General features: G+C 45.5%; 24 protein-coding genes and 2 riboswitches. Of the genes, 10 read left to right on the forward strand and 14 right to left on the reverse strand.

Annotated elements, in window-relative coordinates; all coding sequences use genetic code 11:
* Nucleotides 1-12: 12 nt before the first annotated feature.
* From QMA04_RS11390 to QMA04_RS11400, 3 genes are all read right to left on the reverse strand, one after another.
* Nucleotides 13-870, reverse strand: coding sequence for an SRPBCC family protein (locus QMA04_RS11390; protein WP_290185867.1), 858 nt, complete (start codon nucleotides 868-870; stop codon nucleotides 13-15).
* Nucleotides 871-1,222: 352 nt separating this feature from the next.
* A complete protein-coding gene (locus QMA04_RS11395; RefSeq protein ID WP_290185869.1) occupies nucleotides 1,223-2,083 on the reverse strand; it encodes a glycerophosphodiester phosphodiesterase in 861 nt (286 codons plus the stop codon).
* Nucleotides 2,084-2,260: 177 nt separating this feature from the next.
* The gene (locus tag QMA04_RS11400; RefSeq protein ID WP_290185871.1) at nucleotides 2,261-3,016 is read right to left on the reverse strand and encodes a uracil-DNA glycosylase family protein; all 756 of its coding nucleotides are present in this window, start codon (nucleotides 3,014-3,016) and stop codon (nucleotides 2,261-2,263) included.
* A gap of 203 nt (nucleotides 3,017-3,219) precedes the next feature.
* Here QMA04_RS11400 and QMA04_RS11405 point away from each other — a divergent pair, with 203 nt between their 5' ends.
* Nucleotides 3,220-3,306: a hypothetical protein gene (locus QMA04_RS11405; protein WP_290186135.1), complete on the forward strand. Its 87-nt coding sequence runs from the start codon at nucleotides 3,220-3,222 to the stop codon at nucleotides 3,304-3,306.
* A gap of 459 nt (nucleotides 3,307-3,765) precedes the next feature.
* Here QMA04_RS11405 and QMA04_RS11410 read toward each other — a convergent pair whose 3' ends face one another.
* Nucleotides 3,766-5,055, reverse strand: a complete 1,290-nt coding sequence (locus tag QMA04_RS11410) for a hypothetical protein (RefSeq protein ID WP_290185873.1) — start codon at nucleotides 5,053-5,055, stop codon at nucleotides 3,766-3,768.
* 211 nt (nucleotides 5,056-5,266) lie between these two features.
* On the opposite strand from QMA04_RS11410, the gene QMA04_RS11415 reads away from it, so the two are divergent.
* Nucleotides 5,267-6,184, forward strand: coding sequence for a hypothetical protein (locus tag QMA04_RS11415; RefSeq protein WP_290185875.1), 918 nt, complete (start codon nucleotides 5,267-5,269; stop codon nucleotides 6,182-6,184).
* A gap of 792 nt (nucleotides 6,185-6,976) precedes the next feature.
* On the opposite strand, the gene QMA04_RS11420 is transcribed toward QMA04_RS11415, so the two are convergent.
* Both QMA04_RS11420 and QMA04_RS11425 read right to left on the reverse strand, forming a co-directional pair.
* Complete coding sequence (locus QMA04_RS11420) at nucleotides 6,977-7,960, reverse strand: bile acid:sodium symporter family protein (RefSeq protein ID WP_290185877.1); 984 nt, start codon at nucleotides 7,958-7,960, stop codon at nucleotides 6,977-6,979.
* Complete coding sequence (locus tag QMA04_RS11425; RefSeq protein WP_290185879.1) at nucleotides 7,957-9,360, reverse strand: FAD-binding oxidoreductase; 1,404 nt, start codon at nucleotides 9,358-9,360, stop codon at nucleotides 7,957-7,959. Before QMA04_RS11425 ends, QMA04_RS11420 begins: the two co-directional genes overlap by 4 nt.
* A 189-nt stretch (nucleotides 9,361-9,549) precedes the next feature.
* Between QMA04_RS11425 and QMA04_RS11430 the strand changes: the two genes are divergently transcribed.
* Nucleotides 9,550-10,245, forward strand: coding sequence for a FadR/GntR family transcriptional regulator (locus QMA04_RS11430; RefSeq protein WP_203339600.1), 696 nt, complete (start codon nucleotides 9,550-9,552; stop codon nucleotides 10,243-10,245).
* Nucleotides 10,246-10,329: 84 nt separating this feature from the next.
* Here QMA04_RS11430 and QMA04_RS11435 read toward each other — a convergent pair whose 3' ends face one another.
* The gene (locus QMA04_RS11435; RefSeq protein WP_290185881.1) at nucleotides 10,330-10,689 is read right to left on the reverse strand and encodes a hypothetical protein; all 360 of its coding nucleotides are present in this window, start codon (nucleotides 10,687-10,689) and stop codon (nucleotides 10,330-10,332) included.
* A 96-nt stretch (nucleotides 10,690-10,785) separates the two neighbouring features.
* A complete protein-coding gene (locus QMA04_RS11440) occupies nucleotides 10,786-12,087 on the reverse strand; it encodes a M48 family metallopeptidase (RefSeq protein WP_301610405.1) in 1,302 nt (433 codons plus the stop codon).
* Between the two features lie 271 nt (nucleotides 12,088-12,358).
* Nucleotides 12,359-12,458: riboswitch (purine riboswitch) on the forward strand.
* A gap of 92 nt (nucleotides 12,459-12,550) precedes the next feature.
* On the opposite strand from QMA04_RS11440, the gene QMA04_RS11445 reads away from it, so the two are divergent.
* Entirely contained in the window at nucleotides 12,551-13,753 is a 1,203-nt protein-coding gene (locus tag QMA04_RS11445; RefSeq protein ID WP_290185883.1) for an MFS transporter, read from the forward strand.
* Nucleotides 13,754-13,815: 62 nt separating this feature from the next.
* Here the strand turns inward: QMA04_RS11445 and QMA04_RS11450 are convergent, their stop codons facing one another.
* Nucleotides 13,816-14,532, reverse strand: a complete 717-nt coding sequence (locus QMA04_RS11450) for a vWA domain-containing protein (protein WP_290185885.1) — start codon at nucleotides 14,530-14,532, stop codon at nucleotides 13,816-13,818.
* A gap of 616 nt (nucleotides 14,533-15,148) precedes the next feature.
* Nucleotides 15,149-15,254: riboswitch (TPP riboswitch) on the forward strand.
* 88 nt (nucleotides 15,255-15,342) lie between these two features.
* Here QMA04_RS11450 and QMA04_RS11455 point away from each other — a divergent pair.
* The 6 genes from QMA04_RS11455 (at nucleotide 15,343) to QMA04_RS11480 (ending at nucleotide 20,043) form a co-directional block, all read left to right on the forward strand.
* Nucleotides 15,343-15,933, forward strand: coding sequence for a YkoF family thiamine/hydroxymethylpyrimidine-binding protein (locus QMA04_RS11455; protein WP_290185887.1), 591 nt, complete (start codon nucleotides 15,343-15,345; stop codon nucleotides 15,931-15,933).
* A gap of 1 nt (nucleotide 15,934) precedes the next feature.
* Entirely contained in the window at nucleotides 15,935-16,516 is a 582-nt protein-coding gene (locus tag QMA04_RS11460) for an ECF transporter S component (RefSeq protein ID WP_290185889.1), read from the forward strand.
* Nucleotides 16,509-17,939: an ABC transporter ATP-binding protein gene (locus tag QMA04_RS11465; protein ID WP_290185890.1), complete on the forward strand. Its 1,431-nt coding sequence runs from the start codon at nucleotides 16,509-16,511 to the stop codon at nucleotides 17,937-17,939. The genes QMA04_RS11460 and QMA04_RS11465 overlap by 8 nt, the downstream gene beginning before the upstream one ends.
* Complete coding sequence (locus tag QMA04_RS11470) at nucleotides 17,920-18,675, forward strand: energy-coupling factor transporter transmembrane component T family protein (RefSeq protein WP_203339589.1); 756 nt, start codon at nucleotides 17,920-17,922, stop codon at nucleotides 18,673-18,675. Before QMA04_RS11465 ends, QMA04_RS11470 begins: the two co-directional genes overlap by 20 nt.
* A 170-nt stretch (nucleotides 18,676-18,845) precedes the next feature.
* Nucleotides 18,846-19,349, forward strand: coding sequence for a DinB family protein (locus QMA04_RS11475; protein WP_290185892.1), 504 nt, complete (start codon nucleotides 18,846-18,848; stop codon nucleotides 19,347-19,349).
* A gap of 229 nt (nucleotides 19,350-19,578) precedes the next feature.
* On the forward strand, nucleotides 19,579-20,043 hold the full coding sequence (locus tag QMA04_RS11480) for a hypothetical protein (RefSeq protein WP_290185894.1): 465 nt from the start codon (nucleotides 19,579-19,581) through the stop codon (nucleotides 20,041-20,043).
* 90 nt (nucleotides 20,044-20,133) lie between these two features.
* Here the strand turns inward: QMA04_RS11480 and QMA04_RS11485 are convergent, their stop codons facing one another.
* From QMA04_RS11485 to QMA04_RS11505, 5 genes are read right to left on the reverse strand one after another with little or no spacing between them, the layout of a single operon-like run.
* Nucleotides 20,134-20,655, reverse strand: coding sequence for an FmdE family protein (locus QMA04_RS11485; RefSeq protein WP_290185896.1), 522 nt, complete (start codon nucleotides 20,653-20,655; stop codon nucleotides 20,134-20,136).
* A 22-nt stretch (nucleotides 20,656-20,677) separates the two neighbouring features.
* Nucleotides 20,678-21,514 (reverse strand): hypothetical protein, encoded by an 837-nt coding sequence (locus QMA04_RS11490; RefSeq protein ID WP_290185898.1) that lies wholly within the window; start codon nucleotides 21,512-21,514, stop codon nucleotides 20,678-20,680.
* A gap of 12 nt (nucleotides 21,515-21,526) precedes the next feature.
* On the reverse strand, nucleotides 21,527-22,471 hold the full coding sequence (locus tag QMA04_RS11495) for a coiled-coil domain-containing protein (RefSeq protein WP_290185900.1): 945 nt from the start codon (nucleotides 22,469-22,471) through the stop codon (nucleotides 21,527-21,529).
* Nucleotides 22,464-23,339, reverse strand: coding sequence for a cell division protein FtsX (locus QMA04_RS11500; protein WP_290185902.1), 876 nt, complete (start codon nucleotides 23,337-23,339; stop codon nucleotides 22,464-22,466). Before QMA04_RS11500 ends, QMA04_RS11495 begins: the two co-directional genes overlap by 8 nt.
* Nucleotides 23,320-23,976: a cell division ATP-binding protein FtsE gene (locus QMA04_RS11505; RefSeq protein WP_290185904.1), complete on the reverse strand. Its 657-nt coding sequence runs from the start codon at nucleotides 23,974-23,976 to the stop codon at nucleotides 23,320-23,322. The genes QMA04_RS11500 and QMA04_RS11505 overlap by 20 nt, the downstream gene beginning before the upstream one ends.

Genomic DNA, 23,976 nt, shown 5'->3' on the forward strand with positions numbered 1-23,976 from the left:
ATCTGGTTTACACTAGCCAGCCAAGTTCTTCAGAATGCTTTGCCATCCTTGGCGCTGAAGATGCAAATTGTTTTGCTGTTCGGCTTCAAAGCGTTCTTCGATCAAACAGCCATCAGGCTTCTCAAAGATATCGATCCGTACCTTGCGCCCGTCACCCAACGCAAAATACAATTTTTCAGGAGGTTCAATGTCTGTGTAGGTGCCCCCAAAATCAAAAGATTCACTGCCGTCCTTAGCAGCCATTTCGTAGTGGAATTCGCCTCCAATCGCTAATGTATTTTCAGCGTTCGGACAATGCCAATCATCGCTGGCGTAATTCCACGACTTTACTTTTTCAGGCGTGACAAGCTTTTCCCAAATCTCCTCGGGACGTTGGCTCGACTTTTCACGAAGGGTGATCACTTTTCCTACATCTCCACTGGTTTGGAGCCGAATCGCCATGCGGTCAAAAGAATTTTCCCAGTTAGCTTTAAACTCTTCAGCCTCTTCTTCCGGCACATCCTGCTCTACTTCAAAAGTACACGTACCGTCTTCCTTTGAGGTGAATGTATAATTCTCGAGGGCTGGCGTCCATTCCCGAGCCGCAGGAGAATCATAGTCATCGACACCCCCCATCACCAAGCCCGCGTGCTTGATTGAAATAAACTCTGGCCATCGGCTTTCTGCAATTTCCGATATCATTCCACTTTCCAGCCCATTTTCATCTTCCCCCACAAAACGAATCTTGCTGCCCTTTGTCCATTCCCCGTAAAAAGTGGAGCCTTCAGAGAAGGCTTCTGTCCAAAAACGATAATGATCCGGATCAACCACAAGTTCCCAAAGCAATTCTGGAGCGACATTGAAATCTCTTTCAAGCCGGATTTTAATCATGATTTTCTCCCTTCTTTCCGTTGAGAGTTACCCCTCTTGATTTTATACAACATCATTTTTTCAGTAATTTTTAATCATCTATTGAACGATAGCCGATTTCATTCTGTATACTCAATTATACATCTAAGAATTCACAATTTACAGACTACTATCTTGAAAACTCATGTCCTAAACTAATTTATCGAATATAAGAAGATCATTCACATGCTTACTTCTTTAAAGGAAATGCGAAAACAAAGAAAAGCGCTTATCATTGTTGATGCTTAACTAGAATAATAAATACCCCAGTCAAAGAAGTTCAAAGTGGCAACTGAGCTTCTTATGGATTGGGGTATTTTGTGTATTTATTAAATTATGAGTTTTTCATGGGATGAGAATAAACATGCTCTGGAAAATCAGTAATGATTCCATCTACATTCAAATCGAATAGCCGCCATGCTTGTTCTTGCGTTCTTGAAGTGTATGGAAAAATATCCATCCCCGCTTCATGGACATCACTCACCAATTCGTGCGTGACGATGTTCATGGTTGGATTAAAGTAATCAGCGTAAGCCGCAAATTGAGCTAATTGCTCTTCGGTTACATTGGCCCAACTGCCTCCTGTCAAAACGCCATGGGAGAGATTCGGCAACAGCTCTTTCGATTTTTTCATGGATTCGTGATTGAAGGATTGGATGATGATTTTGTTGTTATTCGGCTTACTCATATTTCGTTCGATCAATGCATCCGCAATTTTCTCTTCCACTCCCGGATAAAGTTCCGGTGCCTTCAATTCGATTAAAATGCCCGTTTTCCCGCGGAATGCATCCAACACTTCTTCAAAAGTCGGAACCTCTTCACCCGCATAAGCTTCACTGAACCAGCTGCCGGCATCCAACTGCTCAAATTCCTCCAACGTTAAGTCGCCGACTTTGCCCGTTCCATTGGTTGTACGATCCACTGTCGTATCGTGAATGACGATGAGCTCTCCATCCTTTGTCATTTGGACATCAATTTCAATATAGTCCGATTTCATTTCAACGCCTTTTTGAAATGCTTCCATCGTATTCTCAGGTGCATGTCCCGAAGCTCCACGATGCGCAATATTCACCATCTTTTGCTGCTGCTGTTTGGTTAGCACCTTGCCTGCTTCTCCCTGTTCGGCACCAAGTGCTGATCCTGTAAATGCTGTCAACGCCAAGCTTGCTGCCAATATGGTAACAATTCGTTTCATTCAACCACTCCTTATGTATTTGATAACTCAAGCATAAGCAGTGAATGTATTGCAGGTATGAATAGAGCATTAAGAAAGGTTAAGTAAATGTAAATTAACGGAAATATTTTTTAGCCAAACAAAAAAGGACTTGCATAAGTCCTTTTCCTTTACCTATAAATAGTTCAGCTGGCTATTTCACTGCTTTTCACGAATAAAATGATCGTTCAGCTTTTCTTCCATGGCAGCTTTGTTTTCGTCAAACTGTCTATGGCGATGGCCATTGCCGCCCGATGGATGCGGGAAGCCCGAAAGGATATTTCCCGGTGCAACCACCCCTTGTTCCGACAGATATTGAAGAGCATTCGAAACGTTGACGCCTAGTGGAATGATTAACGCATCCTGCAGGTTTTCCAATTCTGTCGCAAATTTGTCCGTAATGTATTTCTTCAACATATCATTTTTCAGCAGGTTCGGTGTCGATCCGCTGTAATTTTTCCCGTTATAAAATACAGGATAAGTGAGAACCGAAGTCGTATGAACCAGGTGGCTAGACTCTTCAAACAACTCAATGCTTGAGAATAAGCCAAGATGCTCATTTAAGCCGAGTTCATCCAACATCTTGACCAGGTTCTTTCTCATGGTCCCTTCAAAACTGGAGTTATTCTTCACTTGGCGAAGAGTTTCTTCGTTATCACTTTCTGTTCCAGCCGCCTTAATTACAGTCGAAAAGGACTTTTTCATCTGATGCATGCCAGGCGTAATGCCAACAATGACGACTTTCGCCCCTTCGTTTACATATTCAAAAGGAGCGTAGTAAATCTCCAGCTTTTTCTTATCGTCTCGTTCAAGAAGAAATTTCTCGTCGATCAATGCCTCTTCTGTATAGGTCGATGGCATGGATTGAATCAATTTTTTGTACTGCTGAAACTTTGCATATTTAGCGATTGCCATGGATGTGTTGCTCCTTTTATTGAATTAATTGTTAGCCATTTGCCATATCGTACTCTTTAATTTGATAACCCAGCTTTTCAGCTGCAGCTTAAATGCTCTTATTAATTTTAATCATATTGTCTTCGAATTTCTTGCTGTTGATCAGTTTATAGATTGCTTCATGGACCTTATCAATGCTCGACCAGTCGGCAACTTACGATGCTATGAATATGCTATTTCAATTTGGTATATTCCTCACTGCGGCCTTAACAGCGGTAGTGGCAATCATCGCAATTACCATCAAAAAATAAAAAAAGTAACCGCTCTTTCCCTGCCAGGATTGTGGGCGATTACTCTTTAAGATAAACATTCTCATAATTTGGCTGGCCGCTCTTTTGCGGCATGTACTGCATTGACCGGGTGTAAGAGCACTCGGTCTTTTTTATATCCATAGTATAGCATACTATTTTTTGGGGAGAAAGCAGAATGCGGGGCAGTTTCTTGTTTCTTATTACTAATTAAGTAGTGGGAATCTGATCTCACGTTCAAAGTCATTAAGATATTTAGTACTTTTAAAAACCATTCATTACTGTAATTTTTCATTGAAAATGATTTGTTGCATTTGTGTATTTTGCTACGATAGGCATAGTTAATAGCTCTGAATGTTTCAATCCCTCTGTTCACTGATACGCTTTTTATTATCTATTTTACAAGAAAATATTATCGCTTGTTAAGACAACTCCTTCATACTAACAATCCACCGTTCATCTTCAATAATAGCTTTTAAGATTTTCTAAACTTACGCCTATTCCACATTTTTCTAATCGATCTTTTCTCTTTTCGTATAATTCTTCCACAACCGGTAACTTTTCATCCATTCTTGCATGATGTACTTTTTTATGACACATAGGGCAAAGGGAAACGATATTTGCTTCTACATCTAGGCTATTTATAAAGTTATTTTGAAACTGTAAAGGAATAAGATGATGTGCTTCCACATAGTTTTTGCCCGTTATAAATGAGTTAAAAAAAGTATGAGAGTCATCAGCTTCACATTTGAAATCAACTTGGACAATTGCTCTTTTCCCCTTAACAGGATCTCTGCCCCATTTTATTTTCTCAGAAGCTTTGCTGATTTTAATGATCAAGTCCTCAGGTTGATCTTCTACTTTTTCGCTTTCAACTTCCATATTTCCAATTGCATTCTGATAATCTTCTTCGTCTTCATATTCCACAAATCTGAAATTTCGTTTTGATAACAATTTTTTCAAGGCTCCATATTGTGCAAGTTCAAGCTTTTGGGAAGATTGATTAAAGCTTTTTACCCCGCTCCAAATCTCTTGAACATCATTAAGACTCAGTGGATCAAAAATAGCGATTGAGGAACTCTGAAATTTATATCTTCCTTTGTATCCATATTCATTCTTTTCCTCATAGCTTTCCACCCTTTCAAGCATAGCTAATGCAATCAAACGATTTTGGTATTGGAATAAAACTAAAGTTTCATCCGGTGTATCCATCCTGTTTTTAAATTGATATGTTCGATTAGGCAAATGATTTTTAAACCAATTCTGCACTTCTTCACTCGTTTTCCCAGCGAATTCAAGATCTTTTTCTGACATAGGCAAGATCCTGATAGCAGAAAAATCTTTTGGAAAGGACTTGATCCTTTCGTATGTAGAATCAGAATAAAAATACCTTGTGGCTGCTTCTTTAAGTTCCGGACGCAGTTCCCAATAATAACGTTTTTCTTTAGGATGATCTTCTCCTAAAAATGGAATATGCCAATAACGTGTCGCACCTTTATCGTTTTTAGGATATTCAATTTCTGTATAAAACTTAATAATTCTTTTTCCCAGCCTCCAGACTTGCAGATTTAAAACTCCATGATTCTTTTTCCCGATTTTCTCAGCTATAGCAGATCCAGATATTATATCGTTTTTATCTAAAATGACTTTTATTAGTTCGAGGTCGTCTTCTCTAAACACTTCTTTGTTATTAAGCAATTCCAGCCATTTTTCTGAAGAAATATTTAACCGATCACGATATTTTTTCACCATTTGCTGTTCCTCTTCTCGTTAATATCTTTTGGCTTTCTTTGTGAACTATTTGCTTAAATGGTAACATATCATTAAATAAAAAGATTAAAATTTCCAAATTATCAATTAATATATTTCTAATACATTACTAGTAGAGGGGATAAATGTCATGTACATAATCTCAGGGACATATATATAAAAAGTTGAAGCTGCAAGCTTTTCAGAGCTAGAGATGACAGAAAATCATATTGAAGAATTGCTGAGAAAAAACATTGAAATGATCTGCGATGAAGAAGAATCCATGATAGTTGTGGGCCAACAGGTGTGCAACGCTTCCAATGGACGCAGTGATCTCACAGCAGTGGATAATAACGGGAATATCGTATTAATAGAAATTAAGCGTGACAGAAAAGATATTGAAAGCCGGAAAGATGTTTTTGAATTCCAAGCCATCCGTTATGCTGCAAGCTATGCAACCATTGCCGATACCGAAGACTTGGTTAACAAGATTTATGGTCCGTATGTTGAGAAATACCGTTCCGATTTTGAATTTCCTTCGTTGACCAGCTCTGAACTGGGGACGCGTATTTTAAATGAATTTTTGGACATCAACAATGTCCTTGACCAATTCAATAAGAAACAAAAAATCGTGTTAGTCGCATCTGACTTCGACGAACAGACGTTATCTGCAGTGGCTTGGTTAAACGATAGTGGCGTCGACATCAGCTGCTTTAAATTAATTCCTTATAAGATCCAGGAAACGATTGTTTTTAATGTCACCAAGGTTTTGCCCTTGAATGAGTACAACGATTATTACGTTAACTTTTTAGAAAAAGGTATTTCTGCAAAAAATCAAAAGACTGGATTGACTAAGCGGGTATTGCCCAAAATTGATGCAATGATTGAGTGGGGCGTCATAAAACCAGGAGACATCATTAAAGCCAAAGATCGTACAGAAAGAGCCATTCTTTTGAATAATGGTCTTGTTGAATACGATGGAGAAGTTTTATCCATGCAAAAATGGTTGAAAACTTTATATGGCTGGTCGAGTATCCAAACTTATGTATTCGCTGTTCATGAAGCAACCGGAAAAACCTTAGCAGAAATACGTCAAAAGTATATGGACGAGCAGAGCAAGAAAGAAATCTAAGAAGTGAATGTTAGTTGAGTGAAAAGCCTCTTTGCCCTTTCGTATCTGGAGGCCATTGGAGAATCACTTATTAAATCTAAAAAAATAAATATATTATCATAACCTATTAATTGATGATGTATGACTTCTAAATAGAACAGATCGCTTACTTGCATCACAAAATCCGGAAATTGATTACGGAAAAAGATTTTATCATATCTGTCATCTTATTTACCACCAAGTGACGTACTATTTACCAACTTGTTTCATTTCGCTAAACACCAAAACGCTATAGACAGGTGGATATAATTGTGGAGGACTTCTGTACTTTTTAAGGTACCTAAGACACGGGCATCCACGATGCTCCCATAAAAGAATTCATAGATTCTAAAGCAGATCCGACAGCATGGGGAAATCACTAATTGCATCTGCCCACCCAACCTTGATTTCATTCTTATTGAGTAAAAGTAATATATTGTAACTGGCTGGTGTATTCTTGCACCATTTGATTCAGGTTTTCAACACTTTGACCCCCTAAGAGGTCGATTATGCTGTTCTATATGGCCTGCTAAGAACTCGCGCCTATTGGTTTTATATTCTGTTTCTTCATTTCTTTATCCTAACATGGTTCCGCTCGCATCTATAATTATCTTCAGCTTTCATTTTACTAGAGTAGGATGTAATTACAATAATAACCAACTTTGACTTGACGCACCCTTCTTAATCTTTAGCCAAAATCAACCACAAAAAAACCGCCCATAAATGGACGGCTAATAGTTTCCTATATATGATAAATGATTCACCGACACTCTTTCAAACCTTCCAAGGCTTAACCTCTACCCCTCTATCCACCCCAACTACTTCCTTCTTATCAGCCGATCTCTTCGACCAAATCGTCGCAAGAATCGGTCCGGAAATATTATGCCAGATCGCGCCCCATACGCTTGGAAGTGCAGCGAGCGGGCTGAAATGGGCTGTGGCTAAGGCGACGCCCAAGCCGGAATTCTGCATGCCCACTTCAAGTGAGATGGCACGGCGGTCTGTTTCATTGAGCCCCATTGCCATCGCTGTCAGATAGCCCAACAGTAAGCCGAAGCCATTATGCAAGAAGACAGCCAGGAATACGATGAAGCCTGAACTGATGACGTTCTGCGCATTGGCCGCTGTGACGGCTGACACAATGATTAAGATAGCAGCAACGGAAATGAGCGGTACGATGGTGACGCTTTTGGCGACTGCTTTTGGGAAAAACCGTTGAACCAGAATGCCCAGCGCAATCGGAATGATGATCACTTGAACGATCGACAGGAACATCGATACCGGGTTTACCGGAAGCCATTGGCCTGCCAGCAGCAATAACAACAGCGGCGTCATGATGGGTGCCATCAAAGTCGATAATGAGGTCATTGCAACGGACAACGCCAGATTCCCTTTGGCCAGATAAACCATAACATTCGATGCCGTCCCTCCAGGAACGCAGCCGAGGAGCACGAGTCCCGCAGCCAGTTCAGGCGGCAATTTCAATACATAAGCGATGGCGAATGCTGCAAACGGCATGATTAAAAATTGTGCCGCTACTCCGATGACGACGGGGAGCGGACTTTTGAAGATGATTTTGAAATCGACTGGCTTCAGTGTCAAGCCCATTCCGAACATGACGACACCCAGCAGAATGGTGATATAGCTGCCGAAGCCCAGGAACGCGGCTGGGAAGAAAAAGGCCAGCAATGCAATCAGGATGACCCAGACGGCAAAGTATTTTCCGGCGACTGCACTAATGGACTGCAAAACTTTCATTGGGTCAGCTCCTTGTGATCGACGTTGATATTTTTTCCAGGGTTCAGCAAATTATTCGGATCCAGGGCTGCTTTGATTTTTGCCATGACGTCCAGTGCAGCTCCGTGTTCTTGTTCCTGGTATTTTTTCTTGCCGATGCCGACACCGTGTTCTCCCGTGCATGTGCCGCCGCGTTCAAGTGCATACAAGACGATGCGTTCATTGAATTCCTGCGCTTTGGCCACTTCTTCCGGGTTTTCCATGTCCATCATGATGAGTGCATGGAAGTTGCCGTCGCCGACGTGCCCCACGATGCCCCCTGGCAATTCAAGTGCCATCAGATTTTCCCGTGCATGGCTGACCGCTCCTGCCAGTTCAGAAATCGGCAGGCAGACATCCGTCACCATCATTTTTTTGCCTGGATGCCCGTGGATATAGGCATAAGCCAAGGTATGGCGTGCTTCCCATAAGCGGTTGCGCGCTGCGGTATCCGTTTCAAACGCCACTTCGATGCAGGCATGCCCTTGGACGATTTCCTGCATGAATTCCACGTCCTGACGCAGTCCCGCTTCATTGCCATGAAACTCTAAAAACAGTGTTGGCCCCTCTGTATAAGCGGTTTCGTTGTATTTGTTGACTTGTACCATGGATTGCTCATCCACCAGTTCGACGCGGGCAATCGGGATGCCTGCCTGTAAAATGGATACGACGGCTTCCACGGCGTCTTTAACCGTCGGGAACGACGCGCGGGCTGCTGTGATGTGTTCCGGGATGCCGTATACACGAAGTGTCATTTCAGTAAAACAGCCGAGCGTCCCTTCTGAACCGACAAACAATCCATTCAAGTGAAGGCCTGAGGAAGATTTTGCTGCTTTGTTGCCGGTATGGATAAAGGTTCCATCCGCCAATACCACTTCCAAATCCCTTACTTGATCACGCATAACTCCGTACTTCACTGATGTAGTGCCGCTGGCGTTGGTGGCGGCCATACCGCCAAGCGTCGCATCCGCTCCTGGATCTACTGTGAAAAACAAGCCGTATTTCTTCAGTTCCTTATTGAGCTGGGTCCGTGTTACACCCGGCTGTACAGTCACAAGAAAATCCTCTTCAAAAACTTCCAAGACTTTGTTCATCAATGAAAAATCGATGGTGATGCCTCCGCGTTGCGGAATGACATGGCCCTCTAAACTGGAACCAAGTCCGAATGGGATGACGGGAATCTGATACTGTGACGAGATTTTCATAATCTCCGAAACCTGCTCCTTGTTTTCAGGGAAAACGACGATGTCCGGCAACTCCATTTTGTGATAGGATTCATCTTTCCCATGCAATTCTTTAACGGTTTCATTGACGCTGATCTGCTCTGGTGTCAAGTGCTGCTTCAAGCTTTCAAGGATCTTTTCCTGATTGTCGATTGCCATACTGTATCGCCCCTTTAGTAAAATTCAGTATAATAAAAGAAAGGTTTATACTTTCTTTAAGAATTGGTCCAACCAATTAACCTAATTATACATAATACTCTGAAAATCACAACGAAATGTTCAGACATTTACAAAAATATTCTGTATGATGATGAAAAGTAGAAAAAAGCTGGCGGGGAGAGGATACTTTTGAATCCTAAGAAACGAACCTATGAATTGATTGTCGAACAGATAAACATGCTCTGCTTGGAACAAAATTTACATCCCGGTGACCGGCTTCCTTCCGAACGGGATCTCGCCGTTCTGTTCGGCGTGAGCCGAAATTCAGTGAGAGAAGCATTGAAGGGACTGGAAAGCAAAGGATTTATCGAAATACGCCAAGGGGGCGGAAGTTTCCTCGCTGCTTCCAAACGCGATACGCTCGGCAAAGAACTCCGCACGCACATAGAGGAGACACAAGCTCAATTGATCGACGACATGCTCGAACTTCGCCGAGCTTTTGAAGTGGAAGCGGTTTCTCTGGCAGCACAACGGGCAACTTCTCAGAACCTAAAAGCCATTCGGCATGTGCTGTCGCAAATGGCTGACGCCGTAGACGATCCGGAAATGGGCGTCCAGGCAGACTTGGATTTCCACTTTCAGGTCGCTTATGCTGCAAAGAACCAACTTTTGATCGATTTGATGGAAACACTCGCCAAACGGATGGAAGAAAATATAAGGGCTACCCGCAGCCAACGGTTCACCGATAAAAACCGGCATCAGGATACACTCAAAGAACACGAAGAAATCTACCTTGCCATCGCCGACGGCAACAGCGACTTAGCGAAGCAGCTGATGGAGAAGCATATATCACGGATTCGGATGGAACTGTTCAACACTCTATAAATAATTATCGGCAATTGGCCCGTTACGAAAAAACGCCACCTTCTATGAAATCATTTGATTTCGAAGGTGGCATTTTTGATGAAATTACATTAAATATGAGCTGATGAGGAAAATGAGTCCCAGGGTTACCGCAAAAGACAGCAACCTCCGGATCAATTCTTTAATCGGCTCTGCAGGCTCGGGCCGGTTGAATAGCCCGGCAGGCATCCGGCCAAGTGCGAAATAGACGATATCATCCAACAAGCTGACAGACAGGATGACCAACATGGTGATTGGCGCGAAATGGCTGTCCCCTTGCGAGTCGTACCAGAAACCGAATAGCATGAATAAGGTTAAAACCAAGGTCGGAACGACCCATATAATGCCTTTTCGAAAGTTACCGATGACTGATAAGATGCCCCCGATCACCCAAACAGCGATGAATAGATTTTGAACTGTGAACATCGGAACACTCCTTTGATCTAGTTGGATTCAGCTAAAAAGCGTCGATTCACTAAAGTAATCGACGCTTTTTCGTGAGACACGCAAAGGCGGGTTTCTTTATTCCAGCATCTCCACTAACTCCGCTTCACTTTCTGCTCCCATATGATCCATTGCACTCAGACCATCGGGACCCGGCAAGGCAGGATCCGCTCCTTTTTCAAGCAACAGCAAGGCCGATTCATGTTCTCCGTACATCACGGCTGAACCTAATGCCGTTGAGTAATTATCGGACGAGTTCACATCAGCCCCTGCATCGATCAAAGCGTTGATGATGGCCGTGTCACCTGAATAGACGGCGTACATCAAAGCATCTGTGCCTTCAGAGTCCTTGGCGAGTACATCTTCCCCATCCGCAAGCGCTTCTTGGACACCCGCGAGGTCGCCCATCGATGCCGCAGCCATCAATGGCGTCTCGCCTTCAATTGAAAAGTCATCTTGAATCGAATAATCGTCTTCAATAAAGGTTTCATTTACATCCGGCAGGAACTGAGAAAACGCCAATGCCCCTCCTGCAAAAAGAGCAACGGTCAGGAAGTAGGCAGCTCCTATAACTCCGACCATCAATGTCGCGCCAAGCACGATTTTCCCGTGGTCCGGTTCGTAAAACTTCGAATCCCCTTGAGCGAATTGTTCGATGGATTGGATGCGTTTTGGCAGACGCGGATGCGTCGACAGTACTTCACTCAACCAGACAACGGCGTTGGTTTCCGTGGCGATCTGTTCGCGGTATGCATCTTCGTTCACTTCCAAATACGTCTTCTTGCCGATTCCAAGAAGCGTCAATGCGCGTTTTGCGGCTGGTGCATTTTGAATCGTGTAGGCCGCGTGGCGGTCACATGTGTATTCACACGACCGGCTGTATGCTTCGCTGAGAAACGGAATAAACCCAGCAGGCAAGATCAAAAGGTTTTTCCAGATATGGCGGCGCTTCACATGAGCCAGTTCGTGGGCAATGATAAAGTCCAGTTCTTCCTGTCCCTGCTCGCGCGCCATTTCAAACACTTCCGAATACAAAACGACCATATCGCGGCCGAAGAAACGGGTGGCGAACGCATTCAGCGCCCCTTCAGATTGGATGACAAAGACATCCGGTACTTTCTTCAGTTCCATTTCCTTTGCCAACACCTGAACGCGTTCATAGACATCCGGAAACTGCCGCTCGTGAATCCGGACGCCATTGCCGCGGATTGAACCGAGCATGATGGCATTGGTGAAAAGCAGGATGATGAAAATCGTAATGGCAATTGCAATCCCGATAATGGACACAATGGCTGCCGCGTAGATAAAAATGCTCAATAATAAACTGATGAAAAAATAGACGTTTTCCCTTTTCGATTGAATCATGCTCTTGTCCATCATTTACTCCCTCTCATTTTGGAATATCTTACATATAATAGCACATCGTACCCAATTATAGTCGACGAATTTTATTAATTATCTAATTTATTTCTTTGGTAAAATTGCCATCTAATCTTCCGAATCGTTGATACTCGCTTTTGCATTCAATGACCAGCGACTGGCTGAAATTTGCAGAAAGCCAGAACCGATTTTCGTTTGTATTTTTTGTCTGTGATTTGATTTTCTATCCTGATAGCTTGCAGAATTTTGGAGTCTGTAGTAAGATTTTCAAAGTAAATACTTCATAAGCGTCTGTATAACCTTAAGAATATGGCTTAAGGGTCTCTACCAGGAACCGCAAAATCCTGATTACAGAAAACGATCTGTTCGTTTTTTGTAATCAGGATTTTTTTGTGTTTTCTGAATGGGACCTTTAAGCCATTTTTTTATTCTATTTTATTTTTGAAAGGAAGCGTACGAACCCATGAATTTGAAAGTATACATCCTAGCATTATCCACAGTTGCAGTCGGACTCGTGGAACTGATTGTCGGAGGCATCTTGCCGACAATCGCTGAAGAGTTCGGCGTCTCGCTGAGTTCAGCCGGACAGTTGATTACCTTATTTGCATTAATCTATGCCATTGCCGGTCCCGTCTTGCTGGTGGCGACCAGCCGGTTCGAACGGAAGAAAGTTTATTTGATTTCCTTGTTCATGTTTTTCCTTGGCAACATCCTGACGTTTTTCAGTCCAGACTTTACGTGGATGATGATTGCGCGCGTGTTGACCGCTGCAAGTACGGCACTCATTGTCGTCTTGTCGTTGACCATTGCGGCTAAAATCGTTGAACCGCCTTACCGCGCAAAAGCAATCGGCCTGATTTTCATGGGCATCAGCTCTTCGCTCGTTCTTGGAGTTCCGCTCGGCATCCTCGTTTCAGATGCCTTCGGCTGGCGTGTGATTTTCCTTGGCATCGCGGCATTGTCCGTCGGTTCGATGGTGCTTATCGCCCGGTACATCCAGCCAATTCCCGGCGGCACAGCCATTCCGCTCAAACAGCAGTTAAAAGCAGTGGCAAGCGCCAAAATCGGCTCTGCCCATCTGGCAACAATGTTCATGCTTGCCGGACATTATACCGTTTATGCCTACTTCACACCGTTTTTGGAGACCAACCTGCAGCTCAGCTCGTTCTGGGTCAGCATGTGTTACCTGCTGTTTGGAATAGCAGCTGTGAGCGGCGGTGCGATCGGTGGTACCATGTCCGATTCGATAGGCTCAAAGAAAAGCATCATCATCGTTATTTCAGCGTTTGCGGTTGTCTTATTCCTGCTTCCGCTGACAACGTTCTCACTGATCATTTTCCTGCCGGTGATGGTCATTTGGGCAGCACTGAGCTGGAGTTTGGCTCCGCCTCAACAAAGCTATTTGATTGAAACCGACCCTGCCACATCAGATATTCAGCAAAGCTTCAATAACTCCGCCTTACAGATCGGAATTGCGCTGGGTTCTGCCATCGGCGGCTTCACCTTGACGCAAACCGGCTCCGTCTCAAGCACCGCTTGGGTTGGCGCTGTAATCGTCTTGATTGCCCTTGCCTGCGCCGTCTTTTCGCTGACGCGCCCGGCAATCAACCGCGATGTTCAAAAAGCTGACAACCGGAAACTCAATGCCGGTTATGAGCAAAATTAACACAGACAATTAAAATCTCCGATGAAATCAATAGATTTCATCGGGTTTTTTTTTGGCTTCACTCATTTGTTTCGATTCGGGAAAATAAAGTCCAAAGGCGATTTTCGCTTTTTGCGCAAGATGCCTTTCTCCTTCGCTTCTTTCAGCCACTCGGGAAATTCATTCAGCATTTGATTGTACAGTTCTTCATCCGTCACTTGGTCGATGTCCGGGACATGGAAAAAATTCGCGTTATCCACGAAGCGGCCTTCCATCGTATCCAGTTTTCTCAACACATCGAAGTTCGAATCCCCGATTCCGATAAATTGCCAAAAGATCGGCTGAGTGGACGATTCCACAATGAATTTCTTAATGCCGGCTTTGCATCCGCCATCGTTGATGAAGACCAGAAAAACCGGCACATCGCTTGGCTCTTCTTTCGTGTATTTCTGAATCACATCTTTCATGACTTTCGGTTCATCGTTTCGCCCGAACTTGTGGACACTGTCATTGGACAGGATGTTTTTTTCTACGTAGCCCATGAAAATCTCTTCTGTCGCTGCCGGCAAACGGGAAAATTCGTTGTCATACACCCAGACATCCAGCTCGCCGTCATCATCAAACTGGCTCGCTACTGCCAGCACCCGCTCCACAACTTCCTGCACAATACCGTCACGATACAGCTTCCGCATCGATCCTGTAATGTCCAAGACAATGCCGACTTTCGCCACAACACCGGTCAATTGTTTTTTCTCCAGCACAATGCTCGCTGTTTTCTTTTTAAGGGAAATCGTACTCATCAATTGGCCTCCTCTAGTCATACTGTTTTCAGTATAACGAAAATCCACAAACTTAAAAAGAAAATATTGGAAATGGAATTCTCAAAAAAGACTCTATATAAGTTGAACTAAAGAAATAGCATTTTATATACCACTTCGACTCTGAGAGAAAACGCTAAAGATATGGAGCAAAACAGCGGAGACTCCTGCGGCTCAGCGAGACGACCGATACACCGCAGGGAGCGCAGCGGACGAGGAGGATTGGGCGCGAGCCCGCTGGAAAGCGTAGCTGTTTTGCGGAATATCGACTACTCCAAATCATTAGTTCAACTTATATAGTTCAAATCTACTTATCACTTAAACTCGGAAGCTATGAAACAAATCCCCCAAAATCTGTAAGACGTTCAATTGCACCAACTCTCCAAGCGCAGGCGCGTCCATGGGCTGGGCGGAGCGATGAAACAGGTGCTCTTCCTGGTTCAACGCGTTAGACATGCCCAAAGCGACCGAAGCGAATCTAGAACCTCTACTAAATCTTTTACCTCATACTTCTTTCCAACTCCCCCTTTACAACCTCCACCACTTCCTCTACACTAAACCCATCGGGAACAACCCGAACACAAAAACCGCATACCGTTTACTGCACTAGGGGTGCCCATTATGGCTGAGATGCAAGCGCAAGCTTCGATCCCTTATAACTCGATCAGGATAATACCTGCGTGAGGAAGTGCGGCGCATTTCTGAAATAATTCCTTTTGGTTATTTGTAGATTATGGCTGCATCTTCACGGATGCGGTCTTTTTTGTGCAAATTTTTAGGAGGAATGTTGATATGGAACCATTGCAATGCGGTACCAGCCCGATTGTCGGATTTCGCTTTTCGCTTCATCCGATGACCGGTAATTTCATCAAAGTCATTAAAGGAGCATTGAACGAAACGGACACTTCAAACGTCTGGATGCACACGGATGACGTTTCGACAGTCATTCGCGGCAAACAGAATCACGTATTCAATGTTGCGAAAGCGTTAACTTTGCATACTGCAAAAACCGGTGAGCATGTCGCATTGTCCGGCACCTTCTCGATTGGCTGCCCCGGCGATTCATCAGGGGACGTCTACTTGGAAAAAGAAGATGAATTGTTGAATACCGATCCCACCAAGCAATACGTGTCTTCCCAGTTTGCGCTTTATCCGATGAACAATCCGGATTATATGGCCGTCATCTACCGGGAAGTCGACCGTGCCAAAAAGCAAGGGGTCTTCAACGATTCCATGCATTACGCAAGCGGCATACACGGCGATATCCATGATGTCTTCGCTTTTTACGAAGAAGCATTCACCAATGCCCGTTCAGACGAACATCGCCATTTGGTGATGACGGTATCAATGAGCATCAACAGCCCGTCCCATGGAGGCGCTTAATATGCTGAAATCATGGAAATTAAAAGAAGTGGTCTTGATGTCCCTGTTTGCAGTAGTCTTCGGCATCGTTTACTTACTGTTTCTCCACGCCGCAAACATTTGGGCCGCACTGATTGGGCCGATTGCCTATGAATGGATGTTTGGCATCTGGTTCATCGTCTCGATCATCTGCATGTACATCATCCGGAAACCCGGTGCTGCAGTTTTGTCCGAAACCATGGCTGCTGCCATTGAAGTGCTGATCGGCAATGCCGTTGGTCCCCGTCTGATCTTATCAGGCGTTATCCAAGGGCTTGGGGCTGAGGCCGCGTTTGCATTGACCGGCTATAAGCATTTTAACACCCTTATCCTTATGCTTGCAGGCATCGGATCAGCTGTCTTCAGCTTTGTCTACGGTTATTTCGTATCGGGCTATGCGGCACTGGATCCATCATTCGTCGCGTTGATGTTCACCATCCGTGTCCTCAGCGGGGCTATTATCGCCGGAATCGGCGGCAAGTATATCGGCGACGCTTTGCTTGCGACCGGTTCGCTCCGCGGCTATGCCATTGCACGAACGAAAAAAGGTGATGTGAATGCCTGAAGAAATTTTTTCTTTAACGGACCTTTCTTTCCAATTTCCGGAAGATGACGAAAAAATCTTAACCGCCATCTCCTTTTCAGTTGAGCAGGGCGAACGGCTGGTCCTAACCGGTCCAAGCGGCTGTGGCAAAAGCACATTGCTGTATTTGCTCAATCGCCTCTATCCCGATAACTGCGATGGTTTAGTAGGCGGAGAAATCCGTTTGTTCGGGAAATCTGCGGATGAATATGCGCCAGGTGAAATTAATCACCGCATTGCGACGGTTTTCCAGGATCCTGATTCCCAGTTCTGCATGCCGACCGTTGAAGAAGAACTGGCATTCACGCTGGAAAACCTGCATGCATCGTTTAATGAAATGGAACCGCGTATCACCACCGTTTTGGAAGTCACTGGACTTTCACACCTGCGCCATTCCGTTATCCAATCTCTATCCGGAGGAATGAAACAGCGTGTGGCAACCGCTTGTGCATTGATTATGGACCCTGAAGTTCTATTGCTAGATGAGCCTTTGTCTCATCTTGATCCTTATACTGCCAAACAATTTGTCGAGTGGCTGGAAGAACTTCAGCAGCAGTCCAACCTGACTATTGTTGCGGTCGAACATCGTCTCGATAGCTGGGGCACGTTTTTCGGGCGAGAAATTCAATTGAGCTGTAATGGCGCTATCGACGCAGACCTCCCATTCATCCCGCGGCAGCCGGTTTCATTTCCTGAACGGCAGTCCAGTTGCCAGTCGGAAGTGGCCTTACAGACAGAAAAGCTTTCTGTCACAATCAAAGATCGGCAACTGCTTGCACCGCTGTCTTTTTCCGTCAGCCGTGGCGAAGTGGTGGTGATTGCCGGACCGAACGGCAGCGGCAAGTCGACTTTGGCAAAATCGCTGTGCGGCATCTATAAACGGACGAGCGGAAAGGTAGAATCGGATGGCATCGGCTATGTGCCGCAATCGCCGGAATACCTGTTTCTGACGCAAAGCGTCCAACAGGAAGTCGCTTTTTCTGGGGCCTCCACTCCGTTCGAGTTAACCCAATTGATGGATAGTCTGCGTCTTGAGGAAATACAGAAAGCCCATCCATTTGCCATCAGCCATGGGCAAAAACGGCGCGTAGCGATAGCTGCCATGCTCGCGGATAAACGGCCAGTGCTGTTGATGGATGAACCGACCTCCGGACAGGATACAGCTGCGTTGCTTGAGCTATTTGCTTTGATTGACCAGCGCTCAAAAGAAGGGGCAACTTTTTTGATCATCACGCATGATATGGAATTTGCAGCGAGCTTGGCTGATTCGGTGCTGCTTATTAAAGACGGCAAAATGACCGGCAAATTTGCTGCAAAAGATGTTTGGCAAAATGATAAGCTGCTGGAACAGCATCATTTGCTGGCGCCGAAAGGAGTGTCCCGTCTTGCGGAATCTTTTGCATGACATGAATCCGTCCGTCAAGTTTGTCCTTGTTACCGTGTCGATGCTCGCACTGGCATTCTTCTTTAACCCTTGGACGCCGCTGCTGTTTTGGTTAGGTATTCTCCTCCTGCAGCTGACGATGAGCCGCACAAAATGGAAACTCTGGCTGTTGTTCATGCTGCCCTTTTCAATCGGCGCTTTCGGCTATTTATGGACCACTGTGGTATTCGGTGCAGACACAGGCGGGACTGTCATCTGGTCATTTGCCGGAATTGACGTGACGGATGAACAATGGGCTCGTGCGCTGTCATTGGCTTTACGTGTCATGGCGTTTTCCACTTTGTCGTTGCTGTTCGCCTTCACCACCGATCCCGTGAAATTCATCATGAGCCTGATGCAGCAGCTAAAGCTGTCGCCTAAAATGGCATATGGCATCATGGTCGGCTATCAGTTTCTGCCGGTCATGAAAGACGAATTTACCCAGATTCAGCAGGCACAACGACTGCGTGGTGCCGAAATGAAAAAATACAGTTGGCAGCGTTTGCTCGAGATGCGCCGCATCTTGATTCCAATGCTTGCAGGCGCTGTCCGAAAAGCGGAACGTTCTGCATTTGCCATGGAAGCAAGAGGCTTCACCGGAGAGCCAAGAAGTGCCTATTATCGGCCGGTCAGGGTCGGTCGCACCGATATATGGATGTCCGGAGTTTTTTTGGTCATTCTGCTCGCCAGTTGCATTGGCGGCAGCTGGCTGAGCTGAAATGTTCAAGCTGTTTTCAGTATCATTGAACATCTTTGATAAAATCCATCCTTCAAAATGGTGATTGACTGCTAGCACTTTGCCGGCAACGTATTTCCATTATGCTGCCGGCTATGTTAATTTAAGTGGAAGCAGTGATTGCTAATTTATCGCTAATGGAGGGATTCAGCATGTACGTGACATTAACGGATTTCATCAATGAATGGCAAAAAGAAGCCGAATTGACTCAACAGGTCCTGGAAGGTTTAACAGATCAATCGCTGGAACAAAAAGTCTATCCTGAAGGACGGTCTTTGGGCCGAATCGCCTGGCACATCACGACTGGCATTCCCGACTACTTGGCTCATTTCGGTTTAGAGATCGAACAGGTCGACAACAATGAAACCGTTCCGTCATCTGCTAAGGAAATTGCTGAGACATTCAAACACCTCAGCCAGCAAGCATCAAAAGCACTCCAAGAGCAATGGACGGACGAAACCTTAAAGCAAGTGCAAAACGCTTTTGGCCGCCAGGAAACGAACGCTCAAATTCTGATGGGATTCATCAAACATTTGGTCCATCATCGTGGCCAGATGACTGTACTGATTCGCCAAGCCGGCCTCAAACCTTTTGGTGTCTATGGTCCCCCGAAAGAAGATTGGATTAAGCTTGGTGTGGAAAATCCTCCTGTATAATGAGCTGATTGATAAAAAGACGATTGCTAATTCGAGAATCGTCTTTTTGTTTTTGCTTCTGTCTTTTATTCGCTTTTTATTTTTTCTTCTTATTGCGTGTTTTGAACTTTTCTATATAACCTTATGTAGTTTTTTACATGTATTACGAATAACAGCCATTTGTTCCCGAGGCTACTATCGATTATAATGAAAGCAGTTACATATTTCGAATCGACGGGGAGGAATTACTGTGAATCGCTTTCAACTGCTCGATGAACAAGACAGCCGGATTTACTTTACCTTTGTCCCTCACCATCCGCATTTGTTTCCGTTGTTTGAACAGCATCTGGAAACTGTACTTGAGCGAGTCGAATCCACCATTTCTTCCGGCTACTCGAAAATATGGATTTTGAAAAAAATTGCGATCATCTGTGAAGATAAAATCAGCTACTTCCCTGACAATGAATTATTAATCGAGCCTAATACGTTTATGGAAACTTCTATACAAGAAGGTTACATAATATTATTATTTATAAAAGAATCGCCTTCTGCTCCTTTTGAACTGCAACCGCTCCAAACAATCGAAAATCACATGAACTTTGAAGATGCTCAAAAAGCTGCTGCCATTCAAATGGCTGACTTGAAATCTTCTTCCCCCGAAATTGAAATAAAAGCACTTGGTGCCAAAATGATTTATGAGATTCCATGGACATAGCCCTGTCTTTAGAGAAGTAACTGCTTTTTAACGGAATCAACGAAAAAAGCAGGACACTGGATCTACCAGTTTTCCTGCTCTTAATCGTATCTATACATGCCGAACTTCCAATAAACTTTCTAAAGGCATCTTCAATGCGCGCATGCACAACTCTTTCTTCAACTTCTCACATGCTTCAAACTCTTCAGCTGTAAAACTGTTTTCCCGCCCTTTTTTCAGATACTCGTAAAATACTGCCGGCAGGAAATCTTCCTTCAAACTGACTTCCACTTGCTCTCCTGTTTGCCGCTTGAACACATAAGCATATGAAGTCGGCCGGTGCGGATCGTATTGTGCCTGTGGATAACTGACATCCACTAGGTATTCGCCGCGGGTATCTGCCCGCGTCACAAACTCAAACGCGTCGCAGAAACCGGGGCCGCCGTGTCCTGATACAATGGAAATGTCCTCGCGGCTCGGCACTTCATTGCCATATAATGCATCAAACGCCGCCTCCATTATTCGATAAGCAACACCAATCGCCATATAGGCCCGGATGCCATGGAATTTGCGGATATCCTGAAAGCCGATTTCCAGCAATTCCCCGTGATCGTAAATTTTTATTCCTGTCATAGTAAATCCTCCTATTGCGCTGTTATTCAATGTCTTTCCGATTTCTTCTGTAAATCAAATAAACAAACAATGCGACACCTAAAATAGTGACTGCCGTCACCCAGTTGATGCGTCCCGCTTCCGGGTCCACATCCGCCTTGATGGCGGTATCTTTCGTTTCCGCAGTCAGTGCTTCAGCAATGTCCCGTTCAATGACCGCAAATTGAATGGCTTGATTCTGCTGCGTTTTGCCGGCTTCTGATTGTCCATCCGGACGATCCGGACCCATCAACGATTCTGCTACGGTCATACCTGCCCAAACTTCTGGATCCGCGCTGTCGCTTTGAATTCGCGGATGCGCGCCCACATGATAAGGTTTACCGCCAATCGTCAACTGATAACCTTCCCCGTCCTGTTCCACGCCGGTAATCTCTCCCGCCGGCCCTTTTTCAAATCCTGCACGCGACAGCAAAGTCTCGCCATCGATTTCCGTTTCTGCATGAGCAGCCACAAATACCGCAAATTCTTCACGTGTTACTTCTTTGCCCGGAACTTCCGGCTCCAGCTGCCCATCAAACAAAACCCGGTTAATGTCTTCATAACGGACTTCGCTGTCTACTTCTGAATCCACCGCCTGATATTCAGACGGGAAATGATCCATCCATTCTGCAAATTCAGCTGCCAGCAGCGGCTCTTGGGGACGGAAATCCCGTGAGCCTTCCACAGTTGAAATGATGCCCACGGTATCGAGCAACAGAATATCGGGTGCCGCTTGCCTTAGCGCAATATCGCTGTACGCCGTTTCTTCATTCGTTACGTGGGCCAGGGCCTGACTGGTCGCAAACAGGCTCAAGCACAGCAACAGCATCGTTTTCTTCATTTGCCTCCACTCCTATTTCCGGTGCAGTTCGAGCGTACCGTCTTTTTGAGTAAAATACGGGTGTTCCGTGCCGTTCAGTTTTCCGGCGGCGCTGTAATCGATTCTGAACCCATCCAATTCCTCCAACAGCTCTTCCGGCAAATAAAATCCGTTATAGAAGCCCGCCTCAAAGACCAGCCCGGCCGATTTGCCGTCCTGGTCCTGAAGCAGCTGGCCCAGCAAAATCACGTGGCCTTCTTCGATTTTATATTCCACATAAATATGGTCCTTGCGGAAAAAATACCGCAATTCGCTTTGTTTGTTCAGCCAGGCTTCCTCTAAAAGATTTTCCTGGGAAGAACCGAACCAGTCTTCCAAACGGGAATCGATGAGCTGTCGATCCCTCTTCAGCTCATCGATCAACGGATATTCCACTTCAGACACCCAGTCAATATCTAGGTAATTGGCGATTTGCTCCAGCGGCAGTCCGGCATTGTCCGACAGGTATTGGTCACGTGCCTGCAGATTAAATTCGATGACGGACAGCAGCTCTTCGTGGCCTTCCAGCGATTCTTTTTGTGCGTTGAGCTGCTGGTACTGAAGATAGAGCCCGTTAAGGCCTTCCAGATAGGAGTTGATACCGCGCTCCATCAGCCACTGGCTGCCAAGAAGATCTGCCGCATCGTCTCCGTCTTGCATCATCGACAACCAGACATCCAGCCCCGAATCCGCATAAAGCTGCAGCTGTTCGACGGCTGTGTGCTGCTGGTCTTTAAAGCGCACTTCCAGATCGTCCACTTCCGGCTGCAATTCCTCGATTTGCCGCCGCGTCTCTTCCATTTCGCCAGTCAATTGATCAAGAGTCGAGCGGTCATGGACAATCGCCAGAAAATCTGCGAATGCTCCGCTCAAATGGCCGTATACGGGCAGCATGAACGAAAAGGCAATGAGCATCCCCACAACAATCCGCTTACCCATGGGCAATCCGCTTTCGGGTGGACAGGAAACTTGCCGCTACACCGATCACCAGCGCTGACAACAGCTGCAGCGCTAGTATGGTGAAGAGGTCTTTTGTTTCCAATTGTCCGGCAAACGGCAGCGCTTGCTGAAACGGCTTCAGGACCGCCAGCTGGAAAACTGCCGTCAATGCCATCGCAATTCCTGCCCCAAAGATGCTGAGCAGAGCCCCTTCGAGCAGGAATTGCGCGTGCACCGCTTTCGGATTCATGCCGACGAATAATTTCACGGCCAGTTCCTGCTGCCGCCTGTAGACGGCCAGGTGAAAGGTTTGATAAACCATTCCGAATGCTATGGCGAAAAAGACGATTGTCCCGGCGGTTCCATAACGGTCCAAACGGGTGATCCACAGATCCAGGGTCACGGCCAGTTTCTGCGGATACACCACCTGTTCAATACCGCTGATGGACTCGAGCTCTTTTGCAATCCGGTCCATGTCTCCTTTATCGGATACCTGCAGCTTCACAGCATCCAGCATCACGTCGCTTTCAAACGCTTCCAGCAAGTGTTCCTTGCCATTGAAGAAAAACGCCAGTTTGTCCAGTGCTTTGTCGCCTGATTCGACGGCAACCTGTTCGACGAACGCCTTGTCCGACAGCACTGCGGCTATGTCTTCCGCCTCCAGCCCTTTTTCGATATAGACCTTCATCGACAGCTGGGACTCGATATACTCGGTGGCGTCATCCGTGAACAGCCGGACCGACAGCAGTGCCCCGATCAGCAGCAGCGCCAGCACAATCAAAAGGATGGAAGCGATGGTGCTTCCCGGATTGCGCTTCAGCCCCTGCCAGGAGTCTGCTGCCATGTAATTAAGTAATTGCCTGTTCATGCACCTTGCCATCCTCTACCGTCCATATTTTCGCCTGCTGCTGTGTCAGCAGTAAATCATCGTGCGTGACGATCAGCATCGTCATCTCTTCTTCTTCGTGCAATTCCTTCAGCAGCTGCAGAATATCCGCAGCTGTTTCTTTGTCCAGGTTGCCCGTCGGTTCATCCGCCAGCAACAGGCTTGGCTTATTCAATAACGCCCGGACAATCGCAGCGCGCTGCTGCTGGCCTCCAGACAAAGTACCGGGAAAAGCATCTTTCTTGTTGCGCAATCCGACACGGTCAAGCAAGCGCATCGCTTCGGTTTCTATTTCTGCCATGGGGCGGCCGACTGCTTTGCCCGCCAAGGCGATGTTTTCGAAGACCGTCTTTTGTTCGATCAATTGAAAAGATTGGAAGACAATGCCGATTTCCCTTCTTAATACATGTTTCAGCGTCTGCCCGATCGGAATCTGCCGAAACCGGATCGTTCCTTCATCCGCATCTATTTCCCGGTAAAGCAGTTTTAAAAGACTGCTTTTCCCTGAACCCGAACGGCCTTGCAGCATGGCAAAATCACCTGTTTCCAGATGGAAGTCGACATTGTGCAGGACGGTTTCGCCGCCATAGCGTTTGGTGACTTGCGACACCTGGATCAT

It is taken from the genome of Planococcus sp. APC 3900, from assembly GCF_030407735.1.
In the GTDB taxonomy this organism is placed as follows: Bacteria; Bacillota; Bacilli; order Bacillales_A; family Planococcaceae; genus Planococcus; species Planococcus notacanthi.